This window comes from Siminovitchia fortis (genome assembly GCF_007681465.1).
GTDB lineage: Bacteria > Bacillota > Bacilli > Bacillales > Bacillaceae_C > Siminovitchia > Siminovitchia fortis.
This window is the reverse complement of sequence record NZ_VEKZ01000063.1, coordinates 1-22,069: the sequence shown is the minus strand read 5'-3', so window position 1 is coordinate 22,069 and position 22,069 is coordinate 1. Positions and strand designations below refer to the sequence as shown.

General features: G+C 44.1%; 21 protein-coding genes. 17 read left to right on the top strand and 4 right to left on the bottom strand.

From position 1 onward, the window contains the following. Window positions 1-42 precede the first annotated feature (42 nt). Window positions 43-342: an SIMPL domain-containing protein gene (locus FS666_RS16295; protein ID WP_186306592.1), complete on the bottom strand. Its 300-nt coding sequence runs from the start codon at window positions 340-342 to the stop codon at window positions 43-45. A gap of 151 nt (window positions 343-493) precedes the next feature. Here FS666_RS16295 and FS666_RS16290 point away from each other — a divergent pair, with 151 nt between their 5' ends. The 8 genes from FS666_RS16290 (at window position 494) to FS666_RS19910 (ending at window position 7,261) form a co-directional block, all read left to right on the top strand. Then, window positions 494-1,303 carry a MerR family transcriptional regulator gene (locus FS666_RS16290; protein WP_186306593.1) on the top strand — a complete coding sequence of 270 codons (810 nt, stop codon included), beginning with the start codon at window positions 494-496 and terminating at the stop codon, window positions 1,301-1,303. Further along, complete coding sequence (locus FS666_RS16285) at window positions 1,300-1,929, top strand: hypothetical protein (protein WP_144463372.1); 630 nt, start codon at window positions 1,300-1,302, stop codon at window positions 1,927-1,929. The genes FS666_RS16290 and FS666_RS16285 overlap by 4 nt, the downstream gene beginning before the upstream one ends. Before the next feature lie 183 nt (window positions 1,930-2,112). Then, window positions 2,113-3,021 carry a DUF7847 domain-containing protein gene (locus FS666_RS16280; protein WP_144463373.1) on the top strand — a complete coding sequence of 303 codons (909 nt, stop codon included), beginning with the start codon at window positions 2,113-2,115 and terminating at the stop codon, window positions 3,019-3,021. A gap of 15 nt (window positions 3,022-3,036) precedes the next feature. Then, window positions 3,037-3,675, top strand: coding sequence for a DUF4129 domain-containing protein (locus FS666_RS16275; RefSeq protein ID WP_144463374.1), 639 nt, complete (start codon window positions 3,037-3,039; stop codon window positions 3,673-3,675). Between the two features lie 12 nt (window positions 3,676-3,687). Further along, window positions 3,688-4,818 (top strand): DUF4350 domain-containing protein, encoded by a 1,131-nt coding sequence (locus FS666_RS16270; RefSeq protein WP_144463375.1) that lies wholly within the window; start codon window positions 3,688-3,690, stop codon window positions 4,816-4,818. Beyond that, on the top strand, window positions 4,815-5,744 hold the full coding sequence (locus FS666_RS16265) for an AAA family ATPase (protein WP_120070884.1): 930 nt from the start codon (window positions 4,815-4,817) through the stop codon (window positions 5,742-5,744). The genes FS666_RS16270 and FS666_RS16265 overlap by 4 nt, the downstream gene beginning before the upstream one ends. Before the next feature lie 7 nt (window positions 5,745-5,751). Further along, the gene (locus tag FS666_RS16260; RefSeq protein WP_144463395.1) at window positions 5,752-7,056 is read left to right on the top strand and encodes a DUF58 domain-containing protein; all 1,305 of its coding nucleotides are present in this window, start codon (window positions 5,752-5,754) and stop codon (window positions 7,054-7,056) included. 31 nt (window positions 7,057-7,087) lie between these two features. Further along, window positions 7,088-7,261: a hypothetical protein gene (locus FS666_RS19910; protein ID WP_186306594.1), complete on the top strand. Its 174-nt coding sequence runs from the start codon at window positions 7,088-7,090 to the stop codon at window positions 7,259-7,261. Window positions 7,262-7,311: 50 nt separating this feature from the next. Here FS666_RS19910 and FS666_RS16255 read toward each other — a convergent pair whose 3' ends face one another. Next, complete coding sequence (locus FS666_RS16255; RefSeq protein ID WP_144463376.1) at window positions 7,312-8,274, bottom strand: stage II sporulation protein M; 963 nt, start codon at window positions 8,272-8,274, stop codon at window positions 7,312-7,314. A 100-nt stretch (window positions 8,275-8,374) separates the two neighbouring features. Here FS666_RS16255 and FS666_RS16250 point away from each other — a divergent pair, with 100 nt between their 5' ends. The 7 genes from FS666_RS16250 to FS666_RS16215 all read left to right on the top strand — a co-directional run bounded on the left by FS666_RS16250 (window position 8,375) and on the right by FS666_RS16215 (window position 17,699). Next, on the top strand, window positions 8,375-9,181 hold the full coding sequence (locus tag FS666_RS16250; RefSeq protein WP_120070896.1) for an RDD family protein: 807 nt from the start codon (window positions 8,375-8,377) through the stop codon (window positions 9,179-9,181). Window positions 9,182-10,344: 1,163 nt separating this feature from the next. Beyond that, window positions 10,345-11,424, top strand: coding sequence for an isocitrate/isopropylmalate dehydrogenase family protein (locus tag FS666_RS16240; RefSeq protein WP_144463377.1), 1,080 nt, complete (start codon window positions 10,345-10,347; stop codon window positions 11,422-11,424). Between the two features lie 347 nt (window positions 11,425-11,771). Then, a complete protein-coding gene (locus tag FS666_RS16235; RefSeq protein ID WP_144463379.1) occupies window positions 11,772-12,830 on the top strand; it encodes an AbrB family transcriptional regulator in 1,059 nt (352 codons plus the stop codon). 163 nt (window positions 12,831-12,993) lie between these two features. After that, the gene (locus FS666_RS16230; RefSeq protein ID WP_306463613.1) at window positions 12,994-14,571 is read left to right on the top strand and encodes an ATP-binding protein; all 1,578 of its coding nucleotides are present in this window, start codon (window positions 12,994-12,996) and stop codon (window positions 14,569-14,571) included. An 11-nt stretch (window positions 14,572-14,582) separates the two neighbouring features. Then, the gene (locus FS666_RS16225; RefSeq protein ID WP_144463383.1) at window positions 14,583-15,302 is read left to right on the top strand and encodes a response regulator; all 720 of its coding nucleotides are present in this window, start codon (window positions 14,583-14,585) and stop codon (window positions 15,300-15,302) included. A gap of 141 nt (window positions 15,303-15,443) precedes the next feature. After that, window positions 15,444-16,769 carry a CitMHS family transporter gene (locus FS666_RS16220; protein WP_144463385.1) on the top strand — a complete coding sequence of 442 codons (1,326 nt, stop codon included), beginning with the start codon at window positions 15,444-15,446 and terminating at the stop codon, window positions 16,767-16,769. 213 nt (window positions 16,770-16,982) lie between these two features. Then, the gene (locus tag FS666_RS16215; RefSeq protein WP_144463387.1) at window positions 16,983-17,699 is read left to right on the top strand and encodes a 3-ketoacyl-ACP reductase; all 717 of its coding nucleotides are present in this window, start codon (window positions 16,983-16,985) and stop codon (window positions 17,697-17,699) included. Between the two features lie 553 nt (window positions 17,700-18,252). Here the strand turns inward: FS666_RS16215 and FS666_RS16210 are convergent. Continuing rightward, the gene (locus FS666_RS16210; protein ID WP_144463389.1) at window positions 18,253-19,155 is read right to left on the bottom strand and encodes a nuclease-related domain-containing protein; all 903 of its coding nucleotides are present in this window, start codon (window positions 19,153-19,155) and stop codon (window positions 18,253-18,255) included. Window positions 19,156-19,303: 148 nt separating this feature from the next. On the opposite strand from FS666_RS16210, the gene menC reads away from it, so the two are divergent. Both menC and FS666_RS16200 read left to right on the top strand, forming a co-directional pair. Continuing rightward, window positions 19,304-20,431, top strand: a complete 1,128-nt coding sequence (gene menC / locus FS666_RS16205) for an o-succinylbenzoate synthase (protein WP_144463391.1) — start codon at window positions 19,304-19,306, stop codon at window positions 20,429-20,431. A gap of 15 nt (window positions 20,432-20,446) precedes the next feature. Beyond that, window positions 20,447-21,286, top strand: a complete 840-nt coding sequence (locus FS666_RS16200; RefSeq protein ID WP_120075458.1) for a GNAT family N-acetyltransferase — start codon at window positions 20,447-20,449, stop codon at window positions 21,284-21,286. A 155-nt stretch (window positions 21,287-21,441) separates the two neighbouring features. On the opposite strand, the gene FS666_RS16195 is transcribed toward FS666_RS16200, so the two are convergent. Next, window positions 21,442-21,975 carry an alpha/beta fold hydrolase domain-containing protein gene (locus FS666_RS16195; protein WP_144469103.1) on the bottom strand — a complete coding sequence of 178 codons (534 nt, stop codon included), beginning with the start codon at window positions 21,973-21,975 and terminating at the stop codon, window positions 21,442-21,444. Window positions 21,976-22,069: the final 94 nt, after the last annotated feature.

Genomic DNA, 22,069 nt, shown 5'->3' with positions numbered 1-22,069 from the left:
AATAAATTATAAGTCTATTATAACCTATTATTTTTGTTGGTGTTACTTATTCCGTGTAAGTTTAAAAACCTGCCTGCCTTCCACATAATCATATTGGGGATGGATGGAGTAATCGGCAGTTTTGATTTCGTTTTCAGGAATGCCTGCAGTGGTTAAAGCCTTTTTAATATCGGAAATAGCTCTTGCGTTTTCCTCCTGCGCCTTGGCCAAGGCTGAATTTTCCGTGGAGACCCCCAATCGGATCTCCGCGATATCCGGTTCAATAGAAATTTTCCCCTCGCCGGCTACTTTAATGATTTTCGGCTTGCTTTTAACCGTTCTGTATGGGGATTGGTAGTACATAAGAATCTCACCACTTTCTGCCAGTTTCATTTATAATATTTTTATAATATTTATGAAAAAAATCCGAGTAAAACAACTTTGTTTTAACATAACTTGAAGTTGACGCAGCGTCAACTTGTATACTGGTGTCAGAAACGAAATGAGGTGCACTATGATTACCATCAGCGAATTGTCGAAAAAAGCCAATGTAACGCTGGGAACTTTACGAACGTCTGGCAGAAGGCCCGGTATTTCAATGCCGGGAAATGCCGGTAGCATAGATTTAAGATACTATGATTCAATCGGTCTTTTAAATCCTTCCGGTACGACGGAAGGCGGACATCGCACATATGAAAATGAGGATATTTTTAAGCTCCAGCAGATCCAATTCCTGAAGAAAGTGGGATTTTCTTTAAAGGAAATCAAGCAGCTGATTGAAAATGATGACTTAGATCCTGTTGATCATATAAAAAATCAACTGAACCTAATCCGGTCGGAGCAGAAAATCCTCGAAAAAATGGAAAGGGATCTGGTGGGGCTTCTCCATAGCTATTCAATAGAGGGCCGGATCAATTGGGATCTCATTTTACAAATGCTCAAGCATCAGCAGAGCGGCCAAATGGAGATGAGAGAATGTTCAAAGCGCTGGCTCGGAGAAAAAGCGGAAGAAGTTGCGAAGAAACTTCCCAATATAAATGATGACAACAAAGAGACAAAGGAATGGATTGATTTGTTAAAAGAAATTCAAAGCGTGATGGACCAGTCTCCGGATTCCGAAGAGGTTCAAACAATCGTTAAGAAGATTTGGATGAAATCCGAATCGCTTTACGGGGAAGATGAACAGCTTCAACACCAATTATGGGAAGTACGAAGGTCACCCGAAAAGTCATGGCAGCTCGGCTGGTATCCGTTGGATGAAAAACTGCTGCAATTTTTGGACCGGGCTTTTGCGATTTATGAAAAAGGGAGGAAGCAGACATGATTGAACTTATCCTTCAATATAAATGGTTATTTCTCATCTTGGGAGAAATCATATTTTGGGTCAGCCTTGCGGGATTTTTTATCGTCAGATATGCGTTCGGACTGGAAAAACTCAGCAAGTATTTCATTTTCATATGGCTTTTCAGCGATGCCTGGCTTCTGCTGCTTGGCATCATGGACTATAGGAATACAGGAACTTTTGATACATTCCAAGTCATCATTGTCATATTCCTGCTGTATGCTTTAACGTTTGGAAGAAATGATATGCGGAAACTCGACCGCTGGATGAAAAGAAATATCCGGAAGTGGAAAGGCGAGCCGCCTATTGAAGAGGAAAAAGAGGAAAAATTGTACGGTTTGGCATATGCGGCCAAACAAGGGAAAGAATTCGCACTTCATGCGCTGATGTATGCAGTTGCGTTGGTGATCTTCAGCTTTTTCAGTGATTTTCAAAGTCCGGTTGAGGTTTTAGGAATGAACGATTTCGGGGATACCCTCGGAAACATCATTGAAAAAGGCTGGTTTGCGGATCCGATAATTGGAAAGGTCACCGGCATCTGGATGCTCGTCCTGATCATTGACGCAGTCATCACGTTATCGTATTTTATTTTTCCGAAAAAAGCATAGCCGAAAAAACGCTGGTTGTTGAAAAAACAGCCGGCGTTTTTGCATGTTTCTTTTCATTTTCCGCCTGTTGATTACATACATTGTGATGAAAAAATCCCAGAAATTATTATATAGTTCATACATTCCATAGGATCAATGTTAAAATAGTCGATATGAGAATTTTTTGGGGAGGGTAATTTTTGAATGGATGAGAAGTTTACTAGACCGAAAGGGTTTGGCCAGATTCTGGATCATACTTTCAGTTTAAGCAAAAGGCACTTTAAGGACTTTTTTTTAATATTTCTTATTTTTATGGGGCCCATTTATTTATTGCAGGCCCTGATCGAATTGGCGTCCGGCGTCAGCTTTTTCAGGGAAGTCGGTCCGGGCGAAACTTGGTTTGAACAGGTGATCACGAGTTTCGATGACACGGAGACCGTGAACCTGGGAGCCGACTTAGGCATTGCGCTAGTGGGCCTCATTGCGATTTTTCTGGCGCCTGTTGCTACTGCCGCGGTCATGTTTGCGATTGACCATTTGAGAAAAGGTGAGGAGTATACAGTCGGCTCTGTTATTAAGCAGGCATTTTCACGCTACTGGCCAATGCTCGGAAGCACTATATTGTTTGGATTGATTGCGTTCGGTTTATTTGTTGTCCCGATCATCATCATAACGATTGCGGGCGTTGTCGGAGCGATTGTCCTGCCAATCGTCGGGATCATCCTGGCTATTTTGCTTTTCGTGGGATTTGCCATAGGAATCGGCCTCTTGCTGACCCGCTGGAGTTTTTATTTTGGTTCGGTCGTGTTTAAGGAAGAGACACCGGGATTTTCACGCAGCTGGAAATTGACGAAAGGCCGCACTTGGGTGCTGTTTGGGCTTTTTATCATTTTCTCTATGATTATTACAATGATCAGCGTAACATTGGAACTTTCCTTTATGATGGTTCTGGGAGACAGTGTGCTGCTTTCACTTATTGTCAACGCAGCAAGCCTCTTCACAACGATGATTTTTACCGTAGGATATGCCGTCATGTATTTTGACCTGAAGGTCAGGAATGATGCGGACGATTTGAAAGAAATGATTGGGGAATATAACACACCACAAATCTAGGTCAGGTGATGGTTCATGCTGGATGCCGATCAGGCCAGGGAAAGGCTTCGGGAAATATTAAACAGAGCTGAATATAAAGTGTATGAGGACCAGCCGAAAGGTTTCCTGCAGAGTTGGTGGGATAGCGCCAAGGAATGGATGGCAAAGCAGCTTGAAAAACTGTTTCCTTCCTATGAAGCGACAAGCGCGGCTGCAGGTCCGGTTCTTGCGGTGATCATTGTTTTAATCGTCATCGTGCTGGGCGCAGCCGCCTATTTTGTTATCCGCAATACGCGGCGGTCCAGACAATACCGCGACAAGTCGCCTCTTCAATCCATGAGAGAACTGGACTGGACATCCGATATGCATTTGTCGGAGGCGCTGAAGCAGGAGCAGCACGATTATTCTAAGGCTGCGCGCCATTTATTTTTGGCGCTCCTTCTTTATTTTCATGAAAAAAAATGGCTGGAAGCAAGGATATGGAAAACGAACTGGGAGTATTATGATGAGTTAAAAAAGATCAACCAAAATTGGGCCGATCAATTTTATCATTTGGCGCGTGTATTTGACGAAGTGACTTACGGCGAAAGGAAACTGGAAAAAGAAGAGTACGATAAGTTTCGAAAAGAAGCGATGGAGCGGCTGGAGGAGCCGGAGAAAACGATGGAAGGATAGGAGGGCACAAGTTTGCAGAGATCTGGAAAAAGAACATGGATTTTGCTCAGCATTCTACTTTTATGTTTTTTGGCCGGCGGATATTTTTTGCAGTCAAAGCAGCCCGCCGCCTATCCCGCCTATGTTTCCGACTCTCCTTCCCCTACCGGTACAAAGGCCATTTATACATATTTAAAAGAAGAATCGGAATCTGTTCAAAGGTGGAAAAAACCGCCGCAAACGTTGGATGCTGAAGACGGCGGGCAGGTGCTCGTCATGGTAGAACCGCTGAATATGCCAAAAAGTGAAGAAATGAAGGCTTATGAAAAGTTTATGGAAGCAGGCAACACCATTTTGTTATTCCAAAGGAACCCGCAGGGGATGTTTGATCTGGTGACGGACCCGGTCGAGGCCGGAGCGGAAGAAGGAATACTTTATGATCAAAAAGATAGCAGGAATAAAGCGGAAATTTCTTACTTGAACCGCATGCAAACGGAGCAGGGTGATGACATCCTTTTGTACGATGATGCAGGAACGATTGCGCTTGAACGCCCTTATGGCGATGGGCGGCTGATCGTTTCCATTTTTCCGGAATGGATGACAAACGGGCAGATTTTGAAAAAGGATCATGTTTCCCTTCTTACTTCACTGCTGAATGAAACAGAAGGCCGGCAATTTTTATTTGATGAGTATGTGCACAAGCCACAAGGCGGGGAAAAAGCATTAAATGTTTATCCGATGTGGTTTTTACTCTTCATGTTCCAAGGGGGAATCCTCGCGATTCTTTGGCTGTGGTATCAGGGGAAACGGTTTGGCCCGATATTCAGTCCGAGGGAGGCAACTGTCCGTTTCAGCGACGAAGGGATCCGCGCATTGGCCGCCTGGTATATGAGAAGCCGGCGCTACCATGATTCAATCGCCATTCAGGCTGATTATTTAAAATTGGTCCTGCAGGAAAAATGGCACATTCCTTACCGTGAGGAGTGGAGGAGCCTGGCCCCGCTTTTGGAACGCAAAAGCCAAGGGCGGATGGGCAAAAAAGAGATTGATTCTTTTCTATCCGGTTTAACGGATGTTTTAAACAAAAAAAGATTGAGCAAACAGGAATATTTATTATGGTCGAAAAAAATTGACCGGCTGAGGAAAGTGGTGGAAGAGAGATGAGTACAAAAGTATTGGCATTGTTGGAAAAATACGAAGAGCGGATCCTTGGACAAAGCACGAATCTCCGACTTTTGCTGTCTGCGATTCTGGCAGGGGGGCATGTGCTGCTGGAAGGGGTGCCGGGTACAGGTAAAACGGCGACGGTCCGGACGCTCGCAAATCTTTTGGGCGGACAGTTCAATCGTATTCAGTTTACCCCTGACCTGCTGCCAAGCGATATAACAGGAAGTGTCATTTACAACGTGAAAGAAGGGTCTTTCGAAACGCTGAAGGGGCCGATTTTTACAAATATCCTGTTGGCGGATGAAATTAACCGGACTCCCGCTAAAACGCAGGCGGCCCTTCTGGAAGCGATGGAAGAAAGACAGGTGACAATCCAGGGGACTACCTACCCGCTTGCGGACGTGTTCTTTGTTGTGGCGACGCAGAACCCGATTGAATTTGAAGGGACTTACCCGTTGCCGGAAGCCCAGCAGGATCGCTTTTTATTTAAGCTTATGATTGATTTTCCGACATTTGAAGAAGAAAAAGATGTATTGAAAAATGTGATCGAAAACAATTTTAAATCAACAGCTGTTGAACCGGTGCTGGACATCGAGGAGTTTTTAAAAGCCAGACAAGAGATTGAGCAAGTCACGGTAAATGACAGTGTGCTGGAATATATCATGCAGATTGTTAGAAGGACAAGGGAGACGGAAGCAATCCGTTTCGGGGCCAGTACAAGAGCCGCGATTTCCATCGGGAAAGCCGCCCAGGCTTGGGCGTATTTGGATGGCCGCGATTATGTAACGCCGGACGATGTGAAAATGGTCGCGAAGCCGTCGCTCAGACATAGAATTCAATTAGCCCCGCACGTGGAATTGGAGGGAGGATTCGTTGACCAAGTCATTGAAGAACTTGTGGGCTCGGTTCCTGTTCCGAGATAGGGGGATATTGCCGACAAAGCGGCTACTGTTCGTTTTCCTTGGCATCTCTGCTCTTTTCGTCCTGCTCGGCGTATGGGCGGATGTATCATGGACATACATCATCGTGATGAATGTGATCGTTTTTTTGGCAAGCTTTCTGGACCTGTTTTTTTCACCCGGAAAAAAAGAACTGGATTTCAAACGGATCATGCCGGAAGAAATGGAACGGAGCCTTCCGTATACAGTGAGGATAGAAGTGGAAAACCGTTCCAGCCACCCATTTTCATATTCGATTGTTGACGATTTGCCGCAGACTTTTGCGCAGCCTTTCCCTGTAACAGGAACGGGACGTAAAGAGGCGGTGGCGGCAGCGTCATATGAAACGAGTGCGCCAGTCAGGGGGGACTACGAAGTCACGCGACTTTATTTCCGCTATAAAAGCACGCTGGGACTTTGGGAAAAACAGAAAACAGAGGAGCTTCCCCAAGCTTTGAAAGTCATCCCGGACATGACCGAAACGAAGCAGTACTTACAGGATGCGCAAAGGTATTTATTGCATGAAGGCATGAAAATCCGGAAATACCAGAGCGGGTCAGGGGAGTTTGCGCAGATCAGGAAATATGCCGCGGGAGATGACCCGCGCATGATTAACTGGAGGCAGACGGCGAAGCTTCAGGAAGTCATGACGAACGAATATGAGCCCGAGCACGGAAAATATATTACGATTTTAATCGATTGCGGAAGAATGATGGGTGCGGAGCTGAAAAAAGGCAACCGTTTGGAGCGGGCGCTGGAAGCCGCCATGACCGTCACTGCTGCCGCATTGCGGAAAGGGGACTACGTATCCGTCCTCGCTTTTTCCAAAGATGTGAAAGTCTTTGTTCCGCCGGCCAAAGGGATGGAACACATGCAGACCATCCTGAAATCCATCTATGATTTGCAGGTCGATCCGGTGGAGCCGAATTACGGGGCCGTCTTTTCCTTTTTGGAGACGATGCAGAAAAAGCGTAGTCTGCTATTGTTGTTCAGTGACATACGCACGTTTTTGTATGAGGAAAATACACTCACCTATTTGATGCGGATCAGGCAGCGGCATTTATTTTTAATGATCGGCGTCGAAGATGAAGTCATCAAGAAACGGATAAATGAAAACCCGGACCAAGTGGAGCATGCCATGATCAAAAGCATCGCACAGCAGCAGATGCTTTTTAAAAAGAGGGAAAAAGCCAAATGGGAAAATCAGGGCCTGCTCATGATTGAAGCGGATGAGGAAAAGCTGGCGGTTGCCGCCGTCTCCTATTATATTGACATGATGAATCGGAATTTGCTGTAGCTTTGGATGCCTATGATCTGATCGGGCTTTTGTGAAATATGGTCCGATTTTAATGCAATATGATCCTGCGTTAATAGGATATGATCTTGCATTTATAGCAAATGATCCTGCGCTCATTGGATATGATCCAAATAGAGCAGGATATGATCTGGTTGCCCGGAAATATGATCAATTTCCGGGCGGGTATGATCCGGCCAGCGTGTGATATGATCCGGTTTGGATGGAATATGATCCGAATGAGAACTTATATGATCCTCAAAGTTCGCGCAGGAAAAGTCTTTTTCCAATGATAAAATAACAGATCAAACCAAGGACAGTTGCGAAAGCGACAATATATTTGGCTTCAAGCGGGATGGGAGCCGGGGTGATGAACCCTTCAATGATTCCCGCAATCACGAACAGCGGCACCGTACCAAGCAAAAGCTGCACGGACCTTTTCGCGTTCACTTTCAATTGGTATCCCCTGGAAAAATGTCCCGGGACGAAAAGTTTGTATCCCATCAGAAGCCCGGCGCCGCCTGCGATAAAGATGGCGGTAAGTTCAATCATTCCGTGAGGTACGATGTAAGCCCAAAATTCATAGCTTTTCCCGTGGGTCCAGAACAAGGCGGCAAGGGCCCCGATAACGATGCCGTTATAAATTAGGACATAGACGGTCAACAATCCGAAGGTGACCCCTCCGGCAAAAGCCAGGATGGCGACTTGGATATTGTTGGTCATGATACTGGCTGACATCACGGAGGAATCCCAAGATCCGCCATCTGAGCTTCCAAGTGAGTCTGGATCGACACCATAGGCAATTTCAGGCGGTAGAATGGCATACATATTTTGGGTATCCTGAAGCACGGATATGTAACTGCCGGCAGCTCCAATTGTAAAAAGCACAAGGGCTGCAACGACGAACTTCCACTGTTCCCAAAGCAAACGGATAAATGTGGCAGTGAAAAAGTGGCGCACCTGGTTCATGCTCGACATTTGATCCTTGTATAATACATTATGGGATTTGGAAACAAGGCCGTTTAAATAGAAGGTGACCTCTTCCTTTGGAAAATAAGTTTGGGAATACGAAAGGTTTTGGGCGGCTTTCTGATACAGCCGGTAAAACTGATCTATGTTTGCGCCTGTTACATTTTTTTTGCGTTTATGCATCGCAGCAACAAGCTGCTCCAGCTGTTTCCAGTCATCCCGGTGTTTTTTTATAAACTGCTTTACATTCATGTGACTTGTCACCTCTAGTAAAAGATCGGCATCTATACTCTACTATTATAGTAACACTCTTGGGCAATAGAAACATCAACTTGGGAAAGGAGGAAAAAATATGGAAAAAGAACAGGTCGGGATCAAAACGCCGGAATTCGTTTCCATCCAGTTTCAACTGGCCGGTTTGGGAAGCAGGGCAGCGGCCTATTTGCTTGACCAGTTCATTTTGACAGTAGCCAATATACTTGTCATTATCGTCCTTTTGATTCTGTTGACCGGCGGGGCATCAATTTCGGGGTTGAATGATGAAATTACCTCCATTATTTTCGGGATAGCGATTATCGGGCTGTTCATCCTTAATTGGGGATATTTTGTTTTCATGGAATTTTACTTTGGCGGAAAAACGATCGGAAAAAGGGCATTGGGCATTCGGGTAATCCAGGATAACGGGCACAGCCTGACACTGTTATCGAGCTTCATCCGGAATTTTATGCGCATTGTGGACTCCCTCCCTGCAAGTTATTTAACGGGATTGCTGATGATCTTTTTCCATCCTCAGCATAAAAGGGTCGGGGACTTGGTCGCCGGAACGATTGTCGTTCACGAAAGGAAAGCGAAGCGACCGGGAAAACTTACGCCCGTTGAAAAGGAAATTCAAAGAAGAGGACTGTCAAAGCACGACATTCTCATTGAATCATTTACGCTTCGCGCACTGACTGCCCAGGACTGGAATCTGGTCCGAACGTACAGCGACCGCCTGCTGCAGCTGCCACTCGAGGAGCGCCATGATTTAACGAAGCAAGTGGCGGAAATTCTCTTTCCAAAGCTTGGATGGGAAACGACCGGAAAAAATACGCGCGAGCTTGAGGATGCACTTCTGATTTTATACCTGAATTTAAAAGACGAATGGGAATTCGAACTGTAAGGGCCGGCAGAAATGCCGGCCCAAAAGCGTCTGCGCGGGCGTTGGCACACTGAGCCGTTGCCCGCGACCGCCGAAAAAAAGCTCGCGCGGGCATTGGGTTGCAGAGCCGTTGCCCGCGACCGCCGAAAAAAAGCATGTGCGGGCATTGGGTTGCTGAGCCGTTGCCCGCGTCCACCGAAAAAAAGCTCGCGCGGGCATTGGGAAGCTGAGCCGTTGCCCGCGACCACCGAAAAAAAGCATGCGCGGGCATTGGGACGCAGAGCCGTTGCCCGCGTCCACCGAAAAAAAGCTCGCGCGGGCATTGGGTTGCAGAGCCGTTGCCCGCGTCCACCGAAAAAAAGCTCGCGCGGGCATTGGGAAGCTGAGCCGTTGCCCGCATCCGCCGAAAAAAAGCGTGCGCGGGCATTGAGGTGCTGAGGTAGATCTGCTTTGCATGATATCCATTTTGCAACATATGTTTTATAAGAGAAAAGGCGATAAAGCCCGGAAAACCGGTGAAAAAGTACATCTTGGGGCAAGAGACCCTTCTTTATTTAGAGTCCAAGAAAAAATTTTTAAAAAAATATTTACAACTCTGCTTTCCGGGTATATACTAAAAACACTAAAAAAAAGGAGTGACAAATTTATGAACAAAACAACAAAAGCTGGACTTATATTCACGGTTGTGCATACTGTCTTTTTCCTGAATTTAGCTTTGGATTTATCATTCCTTTCTTAGTTTCACTTCTATGTAAAGCGCTTTCAAATAATTTCTTCAATCGAACACTTCTATACTTACCAATCGAGCTCTCTTTCCAAGAGAGAGCTTTTTTGTGCGATAAGCCTCATGATCCCTTCTTGCAACGATCTTTCCCTTTTTCGGGTAATTTACACTACAACTTTCCGACAGGAAAAAACAGCCAAAGAATCAGCAGCCATGCGGGTTCAAGGCTGTTTTTTATTTGTTTTAACTGCAAAAGCCGTACCCTTTTGCAAAATAAACAAATACTCTTACCATTGCCAATTTGAAAAGGTGGTTTTTCCAAATGATAGGTGAACCGCTGGTATCTTTCAGTATCCTTTTTCTATATTTATTTCTTTAATTCCTTTACATTAGATATAGAAGTTTACTGTTGCTTTACGGAACTTAGCATCTACTTTATTCAAGAGAGGAAGTTATTGAAATGACTATTTATCGTCTGGGAGTACTTGCTGGAGATGGCATTGGACCGGAAATTGTAAGAGCTGCAGTAGAGGTTTTCAAAACAGCTGCCCGCAAAACGGGCGTTGACATTGACTGGGTTAACCTTCCAATGGGGTGGGAAGGAATCAAACATCACAATGACCCCCTTCCGGAGATTACCACAGAAACGTTAAAAAATACGCATGGATGGATTCTCGGCCCTCATGACTCCGCCGCCTATCCTCCTGAGCATAAGAATAAGCTGAACCCTAGCGGTGCCCTTCGCCGCAAACTTGATTTGTACGCCAATATCCGTCCGGCTAAAACTATGCCTGGAATTAAGAGTGTCGTAGAAGAAGCAGATCTAGTGATCTACCGGGAAAATACAGAAGGTTTTTACGCAGACCGCAATATGTACAACGGACATGGAGAATGGCAGATTACCGAAGATGTAGTCTTGACATCCGGCGTTTTTACCCGAAAAGCAGTGGAACGTATTGCCCATGCCGCGTTTAAAATGGCCATGCAGCGCAGTAAAAAAGTAACCATTGTCCATAAAGCCAATGTTCTCCGCTTGAGTACGGGCTTATTTTTAAAAGTTTGCCGGGAAGTAGCGGAGCAGTACCCTGAAGTTACAGTAGACGATTACCATATTGACGCAATGGCAGCCCACCTGGTACGCCGTGCCAAAGACTTTGATGTGATTGTGACGGAAAATATGTATGGGGATATTCTTTCTGACCTTGCAGGTGAACTTGTAGGGAGCCTGGGGCTGGCTCCATCCATCAACTCAAATGATCACCTTGCCATGGCGCAGGCAGCGCACGGTTCCGCACCGGATATTGCCGGTTTAAATATTGGCAATCCAACTGGTATGATACTTTCCACTGTGATGCTGATGGACTGGCTGGCAGAACGCCATAACGATCCAAAGCTGAAGGAAATGGGCCGGCTTGTAGAGCAGGGCCTGTATCAGTCATTTGAAGACGGCGTCAAAACAAAAGACCTTGGAGGCAGTGCATCAACATCCGATTTTGCAGAAGCGATCTCAGAGCGGATTAATCAGTCTGTTTTGAGGTAAAATCAGGCCGTTTTTCGGCGCACCCGATTTTCTTATTACAGCAGTTAAACATTTGAAGGATTTAACTTAAATACCTAAAAGATAGTGATCTCACTTATCGCCATTATTTTTCTTAATGGCAGGCTATTCAAATTTTCTATTTAATCAATTACAGATTATATTGTAAGCTTAATATAGACTCATGCGGGCTTTTCTGACCTACTTATATCGGGGCCTGTGACGGGGAAGGAAAATAATGCAGTTGTGGTTGCGACAATCAAAGCGCAAGCCCGACAGGGGATAAATGAGATTGAAAGCAGTCCATCAGTCTGTAACTGTACCTCTAAGATAAACAGAAAGGATTTTTTATGGTCGTACAAAAAGGGATTTATCTATTATTGGCAGTATTGGCAGGTTTCATTTTTGATACGCTCAATATCCCTGCTGGATGGCTTATCGGGTCATTAACCACAGGGATTGTTTTTGGTATATTTCTTACACGCTTTCAATTTGACAGGAACCTTTTTAAACTGGTCCTGGCTTTTGCCGGCGCAAATATTAGCCTGTTATTAAATTTGGATACCTTAAAGCAGATGCACTATTTGTTTATACCTTTGTTTGCCACCATTATTATTTTGATTGCTGCAGGATATTTACTCGGTATCCTGTTGTATAAAATAACAAGCATCGATAGGCTTACCGCATTTTTTTGCTGTATTCCGGGCGGAGCTTCTGAAATTATTGGGATTAGTGGCCAATACCGGGCAGATGATCGATTGGTTGCTGCGTTCCATACAATCAGGATCACTTTTTTTACTATATCCATCCCCTTAATTATAGGTTATATTCAGCCTGTTTCGGTTGATCCTGCAACTGTCCAATCGACAATCCTTCTCCAACCATCACAAATATTGTTTTTTATTACGGTTATCCTGATCACAGTTTATCTTGATGCCAGATTTAAAGTGCCCGGGGGAACATTGCTATTCTCCATATTAACGGGCTTTCTGCTGACTGTATTTGTTGCCGAAATTGATCCGGTTCCAAGGAATGTTTCAGGGATTGGCCAGGCATTGATAGGTGCTTTTGTCGGTATCCGCTTTGATAGAGAGGTACTCAGAAGGGTCTGGAAACTAGGGCCGGCCACGTTATTGATCATTTCGCTGCTATTTTGTTTGACCTTAATGACAGCGTTCATTTTTAAATTAACTACGAAACTTCCCTATACAACCAGCTTAATCAGTACTACACCAGCCGGTGCAGCTGAAATGACGGTTACAGCCGTAGCACTTGAAATTAACCCTACAATTGTAGCAACTTTACATATTATCAGGGTCATTACCTTGTTCTTGCTGTTGCCTTTTTTATTAAAGCTTTTTAAAAACATTGACAAAGATGCCAGTGAAAAAATGATCAAAGATAACTGAAAATAGGATTGATCAAATATTCACAATCCTATTCCCGGCTTCCACCATGGATTTCCCCGGCTTCATCCTGCTTTAAAGGAAGTGTTACAATAAACTTTTAAAATATTTTTAGGGGATTTGTCATATGTATCGGGAGCGCAGAATTCCAAAGGTGAAGTATAGCTTGAAAATAAAAATGATCCTATTAATTAGTTTGTTGATCATTGGAATTTGCATTATTTTTTCGATATTTCTTCATAAATTTATTGTCAATATGATAGAGGACCAAATAGGGGAACGAGCCATTGGTTTAGCCCATAGTGTAGCCAATATCCCCAAAATTCAAGAAGCACTGCAATCGGAAGAGCCTTCATCAGCGATTCAAGAAATCGTTTCACCAATACAAAAGGAATCGGGTGCTGAGTTCATCGTTGTCGGGGATACAGAAGGAATTAGATACTCGCATCCCGATGCCGGAAAACTTGGGAAAAAAATGGTGGGCGGGGATAATGATAGAGCATTGCTTCACGGGGAATCGTATGTATCGAAAAAAAACGGATCACTTGGCCTGTCTATTCGCGGGAAGGTGCCCATCTATTCAGATGGAAAAATTATTGGAATCGTATCGGTTGGCTTTCTTAACGACAGTGTCCAAGAAATGATCAAAAATCAAAGCCGGACATTGTGGACTACCCTTGGTATTATTATGCTTTTAGGTATTTTAGGAGCAAGTTTGATCTCCCATTATATTAAAAGCTTGCTGCATCATATGGAGCCGGAGGAAATCTCCCATTTATATTTACAAAACGAAGCAATTTTACAGTCGACACATGAAGGAATCATCGCTGTGGACAGCCAAGGGATGATTACAGCCATGAATGTGGCGGCAAAAGACATTCTTTTTTCCAAAAAGAAGCAGAAAGAAATCAATTATCTGGGGACATCCATCAAAGAGATTGCCCCCTCATTATATAAAAGTGCTTTATTTAAACAAAAGGATCGTTACTATGACAGGGAAATGGTTCTCGGGAAAAATATCGCCCTTGTCAATCAAACTCCGATATACAGCGAAGATGTTTTTACCGGCGTTGTTTATACTTTCCGTAAAAAAACGGAATTGGAAAAAATGACAGCGGAGTTAGTCCGAATCAGGCAATATGCCAATACGCAGCGCGCCCTGACGCATGAATACTTTAATAAACTTCATATTATTCTGGGATTGATACAGAACAATAGAAAGAAAGACGCAATTGATTTTATAAAGAAAGAAAGCAATATTCAACAGGACAGATTGGACTTTTTGACAGAAAAGGTTTCTGATCCGTTAATTCATGCATTATTGCAAGGGAAATTTAATCAGGCAAATGAATTGGGTATTACGATGACGATTCATCCGGATAGTCACCTGGAATACGAGTTTTCTGAGAAAAAGCAGGATGCCATGCTAACCGCACTGGGGAATGTAATTGAAAATGCATTTGATGCGGTAAAAACTAAAGTTGAAAGTGAGCGTAAGGTTTCCATCTTTTTTACTGATCTAGGGGACGATTGCATTTTTGAAATTGACGACGCCGGCATTGGTGTGCCGCAAGAAAATATGTCCCGGATTTTTCAGCAAGGATTTTCAACCAAGAGGGGTTTCAATCGGGGAACAGGCTTGGCTCTCACTAAATTCGTGCTGAATGAAGCCGGCGGTGACATTGTTTTGGAAGAAGGCGAACTTGGAGGGGCCTGTTTCGTCATCATTATACCAAAAGATTAGAGGAGAGAAGGATGAAGAAAACATATTCGGTACTCATTATCGAGGATGATTTTAGAGTGGCGGAAATTAACCGTCAATATGTTGAAAAAGTAGCAGGGTTTGATGTTCAAAAGGTTGTAAAAAGCGGGAACGAGGCATTGCAATATCTTGAAAACTGCCAAAACATGCCCGATCTGCTATTGCTGGATTTATATATTCCAGATGTTGAGGGTTTGGAGCTTTTTTGGCAAATCCGCCATAAATATCATGAGGTTGATATCGTAATCGTAAGTGCTGAAAAAGATACATCCGCCATACAAGAAACATTGCGCGGCGGAATTTTTGATTTTATCGTGAAGCCTGTGGACGATGAACGATTCGCACAAACTTTATCCAGGTACAAAAAATATAGAAATTATATGCAATCTAAAAAAGAGCTGGAACAGGCGGATATTGACTATCTGACGGGTTTTCGCCGTTTATTGGATTCACATAGTCCAGATCAGGAGCTTCCAAAAGGCATTGATTCGATTACTTTAGACAAAATTAATCAATTATTAAACGATAAGATGGCTGCTGGAGTAACAGCTGTACAATTGAGCAAATTATTAGGAATAAGCCGTTCGACAGCACGCCGTTACTTGGAATATTTAGTTTCGATAAAAAAGGTAAAAACAAAGCTCAACTACGGAACTGTCGGGAGGCCAGAACGTCAATATATTTGTTATGAAACTTATGAACAAAATTACTAAAAATGATAATTATTTGTTTTATGAGTAGAACATTTACCCTTTCCTTATTCCGTGATAATTTTTTACTAACAAAAAAATAGCACCAAATGAAAACGTATCCAGATAAAGAAAATTAGTGAGTTACGGAAAGGGGAATATCAATTGAGTCTTAGTTTAATTGGTCTTATGACGATTTTAGTCATTGTCACTTTACTAATCAGTGGAAGAGTCACCCCAATTGTTGCTATGGTTATACCACCTATTCTCGGTGCGTTGGCTGCGGGGTATAGTATGGGGAAAATTGGCGGCTTTTTTGAAAGTGGTGTCGGGTCTGTTATTAATGTTGCCATCATGTTTATCTTTGCGATTATTTTCTTTGGAATTTTGCAAGATGTAGGTCTCTTTGACCCGCTCATTAATAAAATGGTCGTTTTTTCACGCGGAAATGTAGTTACAGTGAGTGTTGGAACCGTTTTAATTGCAGCGATTGCGCAGTTGGATGGATCGGGTGCTTCTACCTTTTTAATAACAATTCCGGCACTTTTGCCATTGTATAAACGATTGAAAATGAATCCATATTTGCTTCTTCTGCTAGTTGGCGGGAGCGCAAGCATTATGAATATGCTTCCTTGGGCAGGTCCATTAGGAAGAACGGCTTCTGTATTGAAGATGGATGTAACAGAATTATGGAGACCCCTGATTCCAATACAAATGATTGGATTAATATTGATGATTGTCTTAGCGGTTTTTCTAGGAATAAGAGAAAAGAGAAGAATTATTGCGAACTATGGAGCATTGGAAATGGCAGCAGCACTGGATGCTTCGGCAGAAGATCATGACGAGACTTCCCAATCTGCAAGAGATCATTCTTTAAATCGCCCTAAATTAATTTGGGTAAACGCCCTTTTAGCATTAGCCGTTATTGGCGTACTTGTTGCAGGGATCATCCCGGCAGGTTTGGCTTTCATGATTGGTGTAAGCATCGCATTGCCCCTTAACTTTAGAAAGGTCAATGATCAGATGGAGAGATTGCGTGCCCATGCACCCAATGCGCTTACTATGGCCTCCATCATTTTGGCTGCAGGATTGTTCTTAGGAATATTGAATGGAACAGGGATGTTAGATGCAATTGCAAAAGATGTTGTAAAGGTACTGCCTGAAACCGTTACCCCTTATTTGCATATAATTATTGGGATTTTAGGTGTCCCGTTTGATTTATTATTAAGTACAGATGCCTATTACTTCGCATTGTTTCCTGTTGTTGACCAAATTGCTGCAAGTTTTGGCGTATCCTCTTTATCTACAGCGTATGCGATGATTATTGGAAACATCGTTGGTACCTTTGTCAGCCCATTGGCGCCGGCAGTTTGGCTGGCACTCGGATTGGCAGGATTGGAAATGGGCAAACACCTGCGCTATTCCCTATTCTGGATGTGGGGACTAAGCATCATCTTAGTCATAATCGCTCTCATTATTGGATTAATTTGAAGCAGGGGACAGTTTTCCTTGCCTTTTCAGGAGACTTCATGCTGCCTGAGGAAAAAACGAGAATTCCTCCTTCTTATGGGAGGGATTTTTTGTATGTGAATTACTTGACCACAAAACTTTTCAATAGTATTCTGGCGGTGGCCGGCTGGAGAAAGATGACTGGCTCGCCCAAGCAGATTTTTAACAGAAGTAAAAAAGGAGACTATATAGCATATGCAAAATTTAAAAGGAAAAAATGCCCTGATTACCGGAGCGGGAAGAGGAATCGGCCGGGCAACCGCGATTGCTTTTGCCCGTGAGGGAATCAATGTGGGGCTTGTGGGAAAAACGTTTGATCATCTGGAGAAGGTGGCCAAAGAACTTGAGGAATTCGACGTAAACGTGGTAGTTGCGGTTGCGGATGTATCGGATCAAGCTTCTGTGAAAGCGGCAGTCGATCATGTCAAATCCGATCTTGGTTCCATCGATATTTTGATCAACAATGCGGGAATTGCCAAATTCGGAAAGTTCCTCGAGCTCACTCCCGAAGAATTCAAGCGGATCATCGATGTCAACGTAATGGGCATGTATTATGTGACAAGGGCGGTTTTACCGGAGATGATGGAAAGGAAATCCGGGGATATTATCAATATCTCTTCAACCGCCGGCCAGAAAGGCGGGCCGGTCATGAGTGCCTACAGCACTTCGAAATTTGCAGTCCTGGGATTGACGGAATCCGTCATGCAAGAGGCAAGAAAATATAACATTCGCGTGTCCGCCTTGACACCAAGCACGGTTGCCACTGACTTGGCATTCGCCCAAAACCTGACAGACGGCAACCCTGAAAAAGTGATGCAGCCGGAAGACCTCGCTGAACTTATGGTCTCTCAGTTAAAATTGAATCCGCGCGTCTTTCTTAAAGAAGCAGGTCTGTGGTCGACGAATCCTTAAGGTTAAAGCCCTCCGGTGTAGATGGAGGGCTTTATCTTTTTAGGAGGCGGGTGCTTGTGCGCGGATTTTTTAAGAAAATAGTACTTTAGATAGCAACGGTTAAAAGTGGCGTGTCCAGTGCCCGTGTAAGAGGTTAATCGCTGCTCCCGGTCACTGGGTGGCGTGTCCAGTGCCCGCGCAAGAGGTTAATCGCTGCTCCAGGTTACTGGGCGGAATGTCCAGTGCCCGCGCAAGAGGTTAATCGCTGCTCCAGGTTACTGGGCGGAATGTCCAGTGCCCGCGCAAGAGGTTAATCGATGTCTCTGGTCACTGGGTGGCGTGTCCAGTGCCCGCGCAGGAGGTAAATCGCTGCTCCCGGTCACTGGGTGGTGTGTCCAGTGCCCGCGCAGGAGGTAAATCGTCGCTCCCAGTCACTGGACGGCGTCACCAGTATCGAAATAGCAGTCCAATTCCTAAATGGAGCGGATTAAACGGTATAGAAAATTGCGCTCACCCCAAATAGCACCTATCCAGCAATAAAATCTAAAATGGTAACCCCTTGAAAGCGAATCTACTATAATACATAATGGGCAAATCTTCCTCTCCCTTTTAAAACAAAATTCCTCCCCAGCACTCTTCTAATTGTTTTTTTTGAAAAAATTTCTCCACACCAATAATAAACACGATTAGTGGTGACTTTTTCTTCAGGAAACAGGAGTTGAAACTCTTTTAGTGTTCGAATAACAGCAGAGTCAGCGGCTTCTTCTTTACCGCATTTCCTGCAAATGATCGTGATTTGGTCGCTTTTTAAAGAAATCGAAAATGAACTGCAAGCTGCGCAATAGATACCCTTCTTTAATTCGGAATCGTTATATTCAGGCAGGTGGTCATACGGAGATCGTATTAAATGGGCGCCAGCAAGTTTTTCGGCAAGATTTATGTCTCGAATACCAGGCTTCTTTGCACTCAAGTTTAATTGTTGAACCAAACGATCCAGTTGTGTCGGGAGTATAATCGGAAGATCTAGCGGTGCTTGATATAGGGTAAATGTGGGATTGATAAAGACGACGTTGCTTTTTATGGGGATGTTAAATCCATATTCATGAAGAAGTTGTCGGAGAAGAAATTCACAGCGGTTCAATTGCAGTACGGGGTCTCTGATTTCTTTTCCATTAATGGTAAACCATTTTCCGGAGTCGATGTAAAAATCACTTTCGAAATTTTTTACTTCGAAAAGATGGAGGGATTTCGGTGAGATCAAGAGGGCATCGATTTGAAAAATGGTGCGCCTGTATTCCAGTCTCAAATCATAAAGGATCAACCAATTATCTGAAATCCCTTCTAATAATCCTGCAAATTTCAGTTCGCCTTCGTAGCCTTTCACCAAATTTTCAAAGTGCTGCTTTTCAGCGTGCTCCCCCTGGAATCGTGGAATTAAACATAGCCATTCCGGTTCGTGAAGAGGTTTGATAATCATTGTCCACTACCTTTCTAATTTTTTTCTCTCATTATAACATTTTTCTTTCTATTCCGACATTATATCAAATGGAACATATATTAGAATTATCTTTTATTTCACGGTAAAATGGGGGCAAACAATCGGATCAGTAAAAAGGAGCATCAATATGATAATCGAAGAAATCAGGATCGATCGCCTGGAAATGCCGCTGAAGCATCCGTTCGAAACGAGCTTTGGAAAATTGATGACGAGGGATTTTTTAATAGTGAGCGCAATAAGCGGCGACATCACGGGATACGGGGAAAGCACGGCATTCCCGCTCCCTTTTTATAATGAAGAATCAACGGAAACGGTCCTTTATATCTTGAAGGAGCTTATCATTCCCCAAGTTTTAAAAATGGAAAAACTGGAACATCCGGAGGACCTTGATCCAATCTTCCAATCCGTCAAGGGGCACCGCATGGCGAAAGCAGCGTTGGAAGGGGCTGTGTGGGATCTTTACTGTAAAAAGAAAGGAATATCTCTTGCAAATGCACTGGGCGGAACGAAGACGGAAATTGACGTGGGCGTCAGCATCGGGATCGAGCCGACGATCGAGGAGCTGCTCGATCGTGTCGGCAGCTGCATTGACCAAGGCTATAAAAAAATAAAAGTGAAAATCAAGCCCGGCTTTGATGTCAAACCGATGCAGGCGATCAGGGAACGGTTCGGAATGGACGTCCCATTGATGGCGGATGCCAATTCGGCTTACACCTTGCAGGACATCGATCTTTTAAAGCAGCTTGATCCTTTAAATCTGATGATGATTGAGCAGCCGCTTGCCTATGACGATATTATTGACCACGCAACCCTTCAGAAGGAACTCTCCACCCCCATTTGCCTTGACGAAAGCATTCATTCCGTCGATGACGCAAGAAAAGCGGTGGAAATTGGAGCAGCCAAGGTGATCAATATCAAGGTGGGCCGGGTAGGAGGGCTTACTGAGGCGAAAAAGATCCATGATTACTGCCAGGCAATGGATATTCCTGTCTGGTGCGGAGGCATGCTTGAATCGGGCATCGGAAGGGCGCATAATATCGCGATCACTTCGCTGGCCAACTTCACGATCCCTGGAGATACATCTCCGTCCGACCGCTACTGGGAGCAAGACATTACGGATCCGGAAATCAAATTTCACAAGCCGGGTGTTATAAAAGTGCCGGAAGGGCCGGGCATCGGTTACGGAATTAATGAGCAGGCATTTAATGATTATGTTGTCGGTACTGAAACATTTTCAAGGACAAAAACCGTTTGATCTCGGAGGGAATCCATGTCAAAAACATACATTTTTAAACCCGTAATGGAACATGGCGAGTTGCAAAAAGCGGTTGATCTGCAAGTTGATACTTGGGGAAGAGAAATTGTCACCGCTCTTGCCCAATTGGTTGCGGCAATCCATAACGGAGGCTGTGTGATCGGGGCCTATGACAGTGATCGGATGATCGGGTTCGTCTACGGATTTCCCGGAATCACAGACATCAGCAAAAAGCCTCATCTCGTTTCCCATATGATGGCCGTCGATTCCGATTATCGCAACCAGGGGATCGGCGAAAGCCTGAAACGCCGGCAGAGGGAATGGGCTATTGAGAAGGGTTATGAAAAAATCACCTGGACATTCGATCCGCTGGAAATCAAGAATGGCTATCTGAATCTGTCAAAGCTCGGCGGATACGTCCGGACCTATTACGTCTCTTACTACGGAATTACGCAGGACAAAATCAACAAAGGGATGCCGACGGACCGATTTTTGCTCGAATGGGATTTGCTGAGCGAACCTGTTGTCAATGCCGGCATGAAAAAAGAAAAGTACGGAAATATTAGCGATTATCCATTGGCGCTTGATTTTTCCATCCAGGATTCATTGCCGGTTTCAGGAGACGTCGTTCGCCGTGACGGGGAAAAAGTCCTCCTCGTTCCCGCTCCGAAAGACATTCAGGCATTAAAAAACCGTTCATTTGAGCTTGCTTATGATTGGAGAATGAAAATCCGACAGGCCATTCAAGCGTTATTTTCAGACGGGTATGTGCTTGTGGCAGCTATCCCTTCGGACGATGTCGGGTATTATATATTGGAAAAAGAAACACGAAATACAAAACGCAGCGGGAAATAGTATTCCGCTGCGGTTTTGCATATGACTGTTGAAGAAGAAGTCCCGCACAACGTGGCGCTTCAAGTCGGCCAGGCACCAACGGCGCAAGGAATAAAAAGGGAAAGAACGCCTTCGCAAGCATAATCCAGCCAAAGGCTGCGCGCAATCCGTTTTTCTTAATGATCTTTTTGTGTCTCTGTCACAACCAGATCAAGAAATTTGTCGCTTTCCTCAAACAGAGGGGAATGGGCCGATTCCTCAAACCAAACCCAATGTTTTTCTTTGGCCTCCAAGTTCTGATAAAAGTCCCAAGTAGGCTGGCTGGGAACGGTTAAATCATGTTTGCCCATACAAAAATATATGGGGATTTCAATTGTATCAACGATATTTTGGAGGTTTATTGCTGCCGTTTTGTCCCGCATTCGTGTAAGGCTGAAATATTGCCCTTTTACATGCCGGACCACATCAAACAATGTATACTGTCCGTTCAGCAACATATCTTTAAAAACCTTGGCAGCCAGTTTTCCATCACGGGAAATCCCGCCGCCAAAACGCTCCAAATATTTTTGGTGCACCCGCTCATGTTTTAAATGAGACCAAGGGGGCTTCCCGATTTCCTTTAAGTCCCTCAAGGCTCTCTCATTATTTTCCCTCTCTGCTTTTTGCAAAAGGCTTTCATAGGAGATGTACTCGTTTTCCATCATATTCACAAGTTGCGCAGCACCGAAATATCGTTTGAAAGTAAGCGTCAAATAAAACACACATTCTATTCATAGGTCAGCCGTGGGATAATCTTCTTAGAAA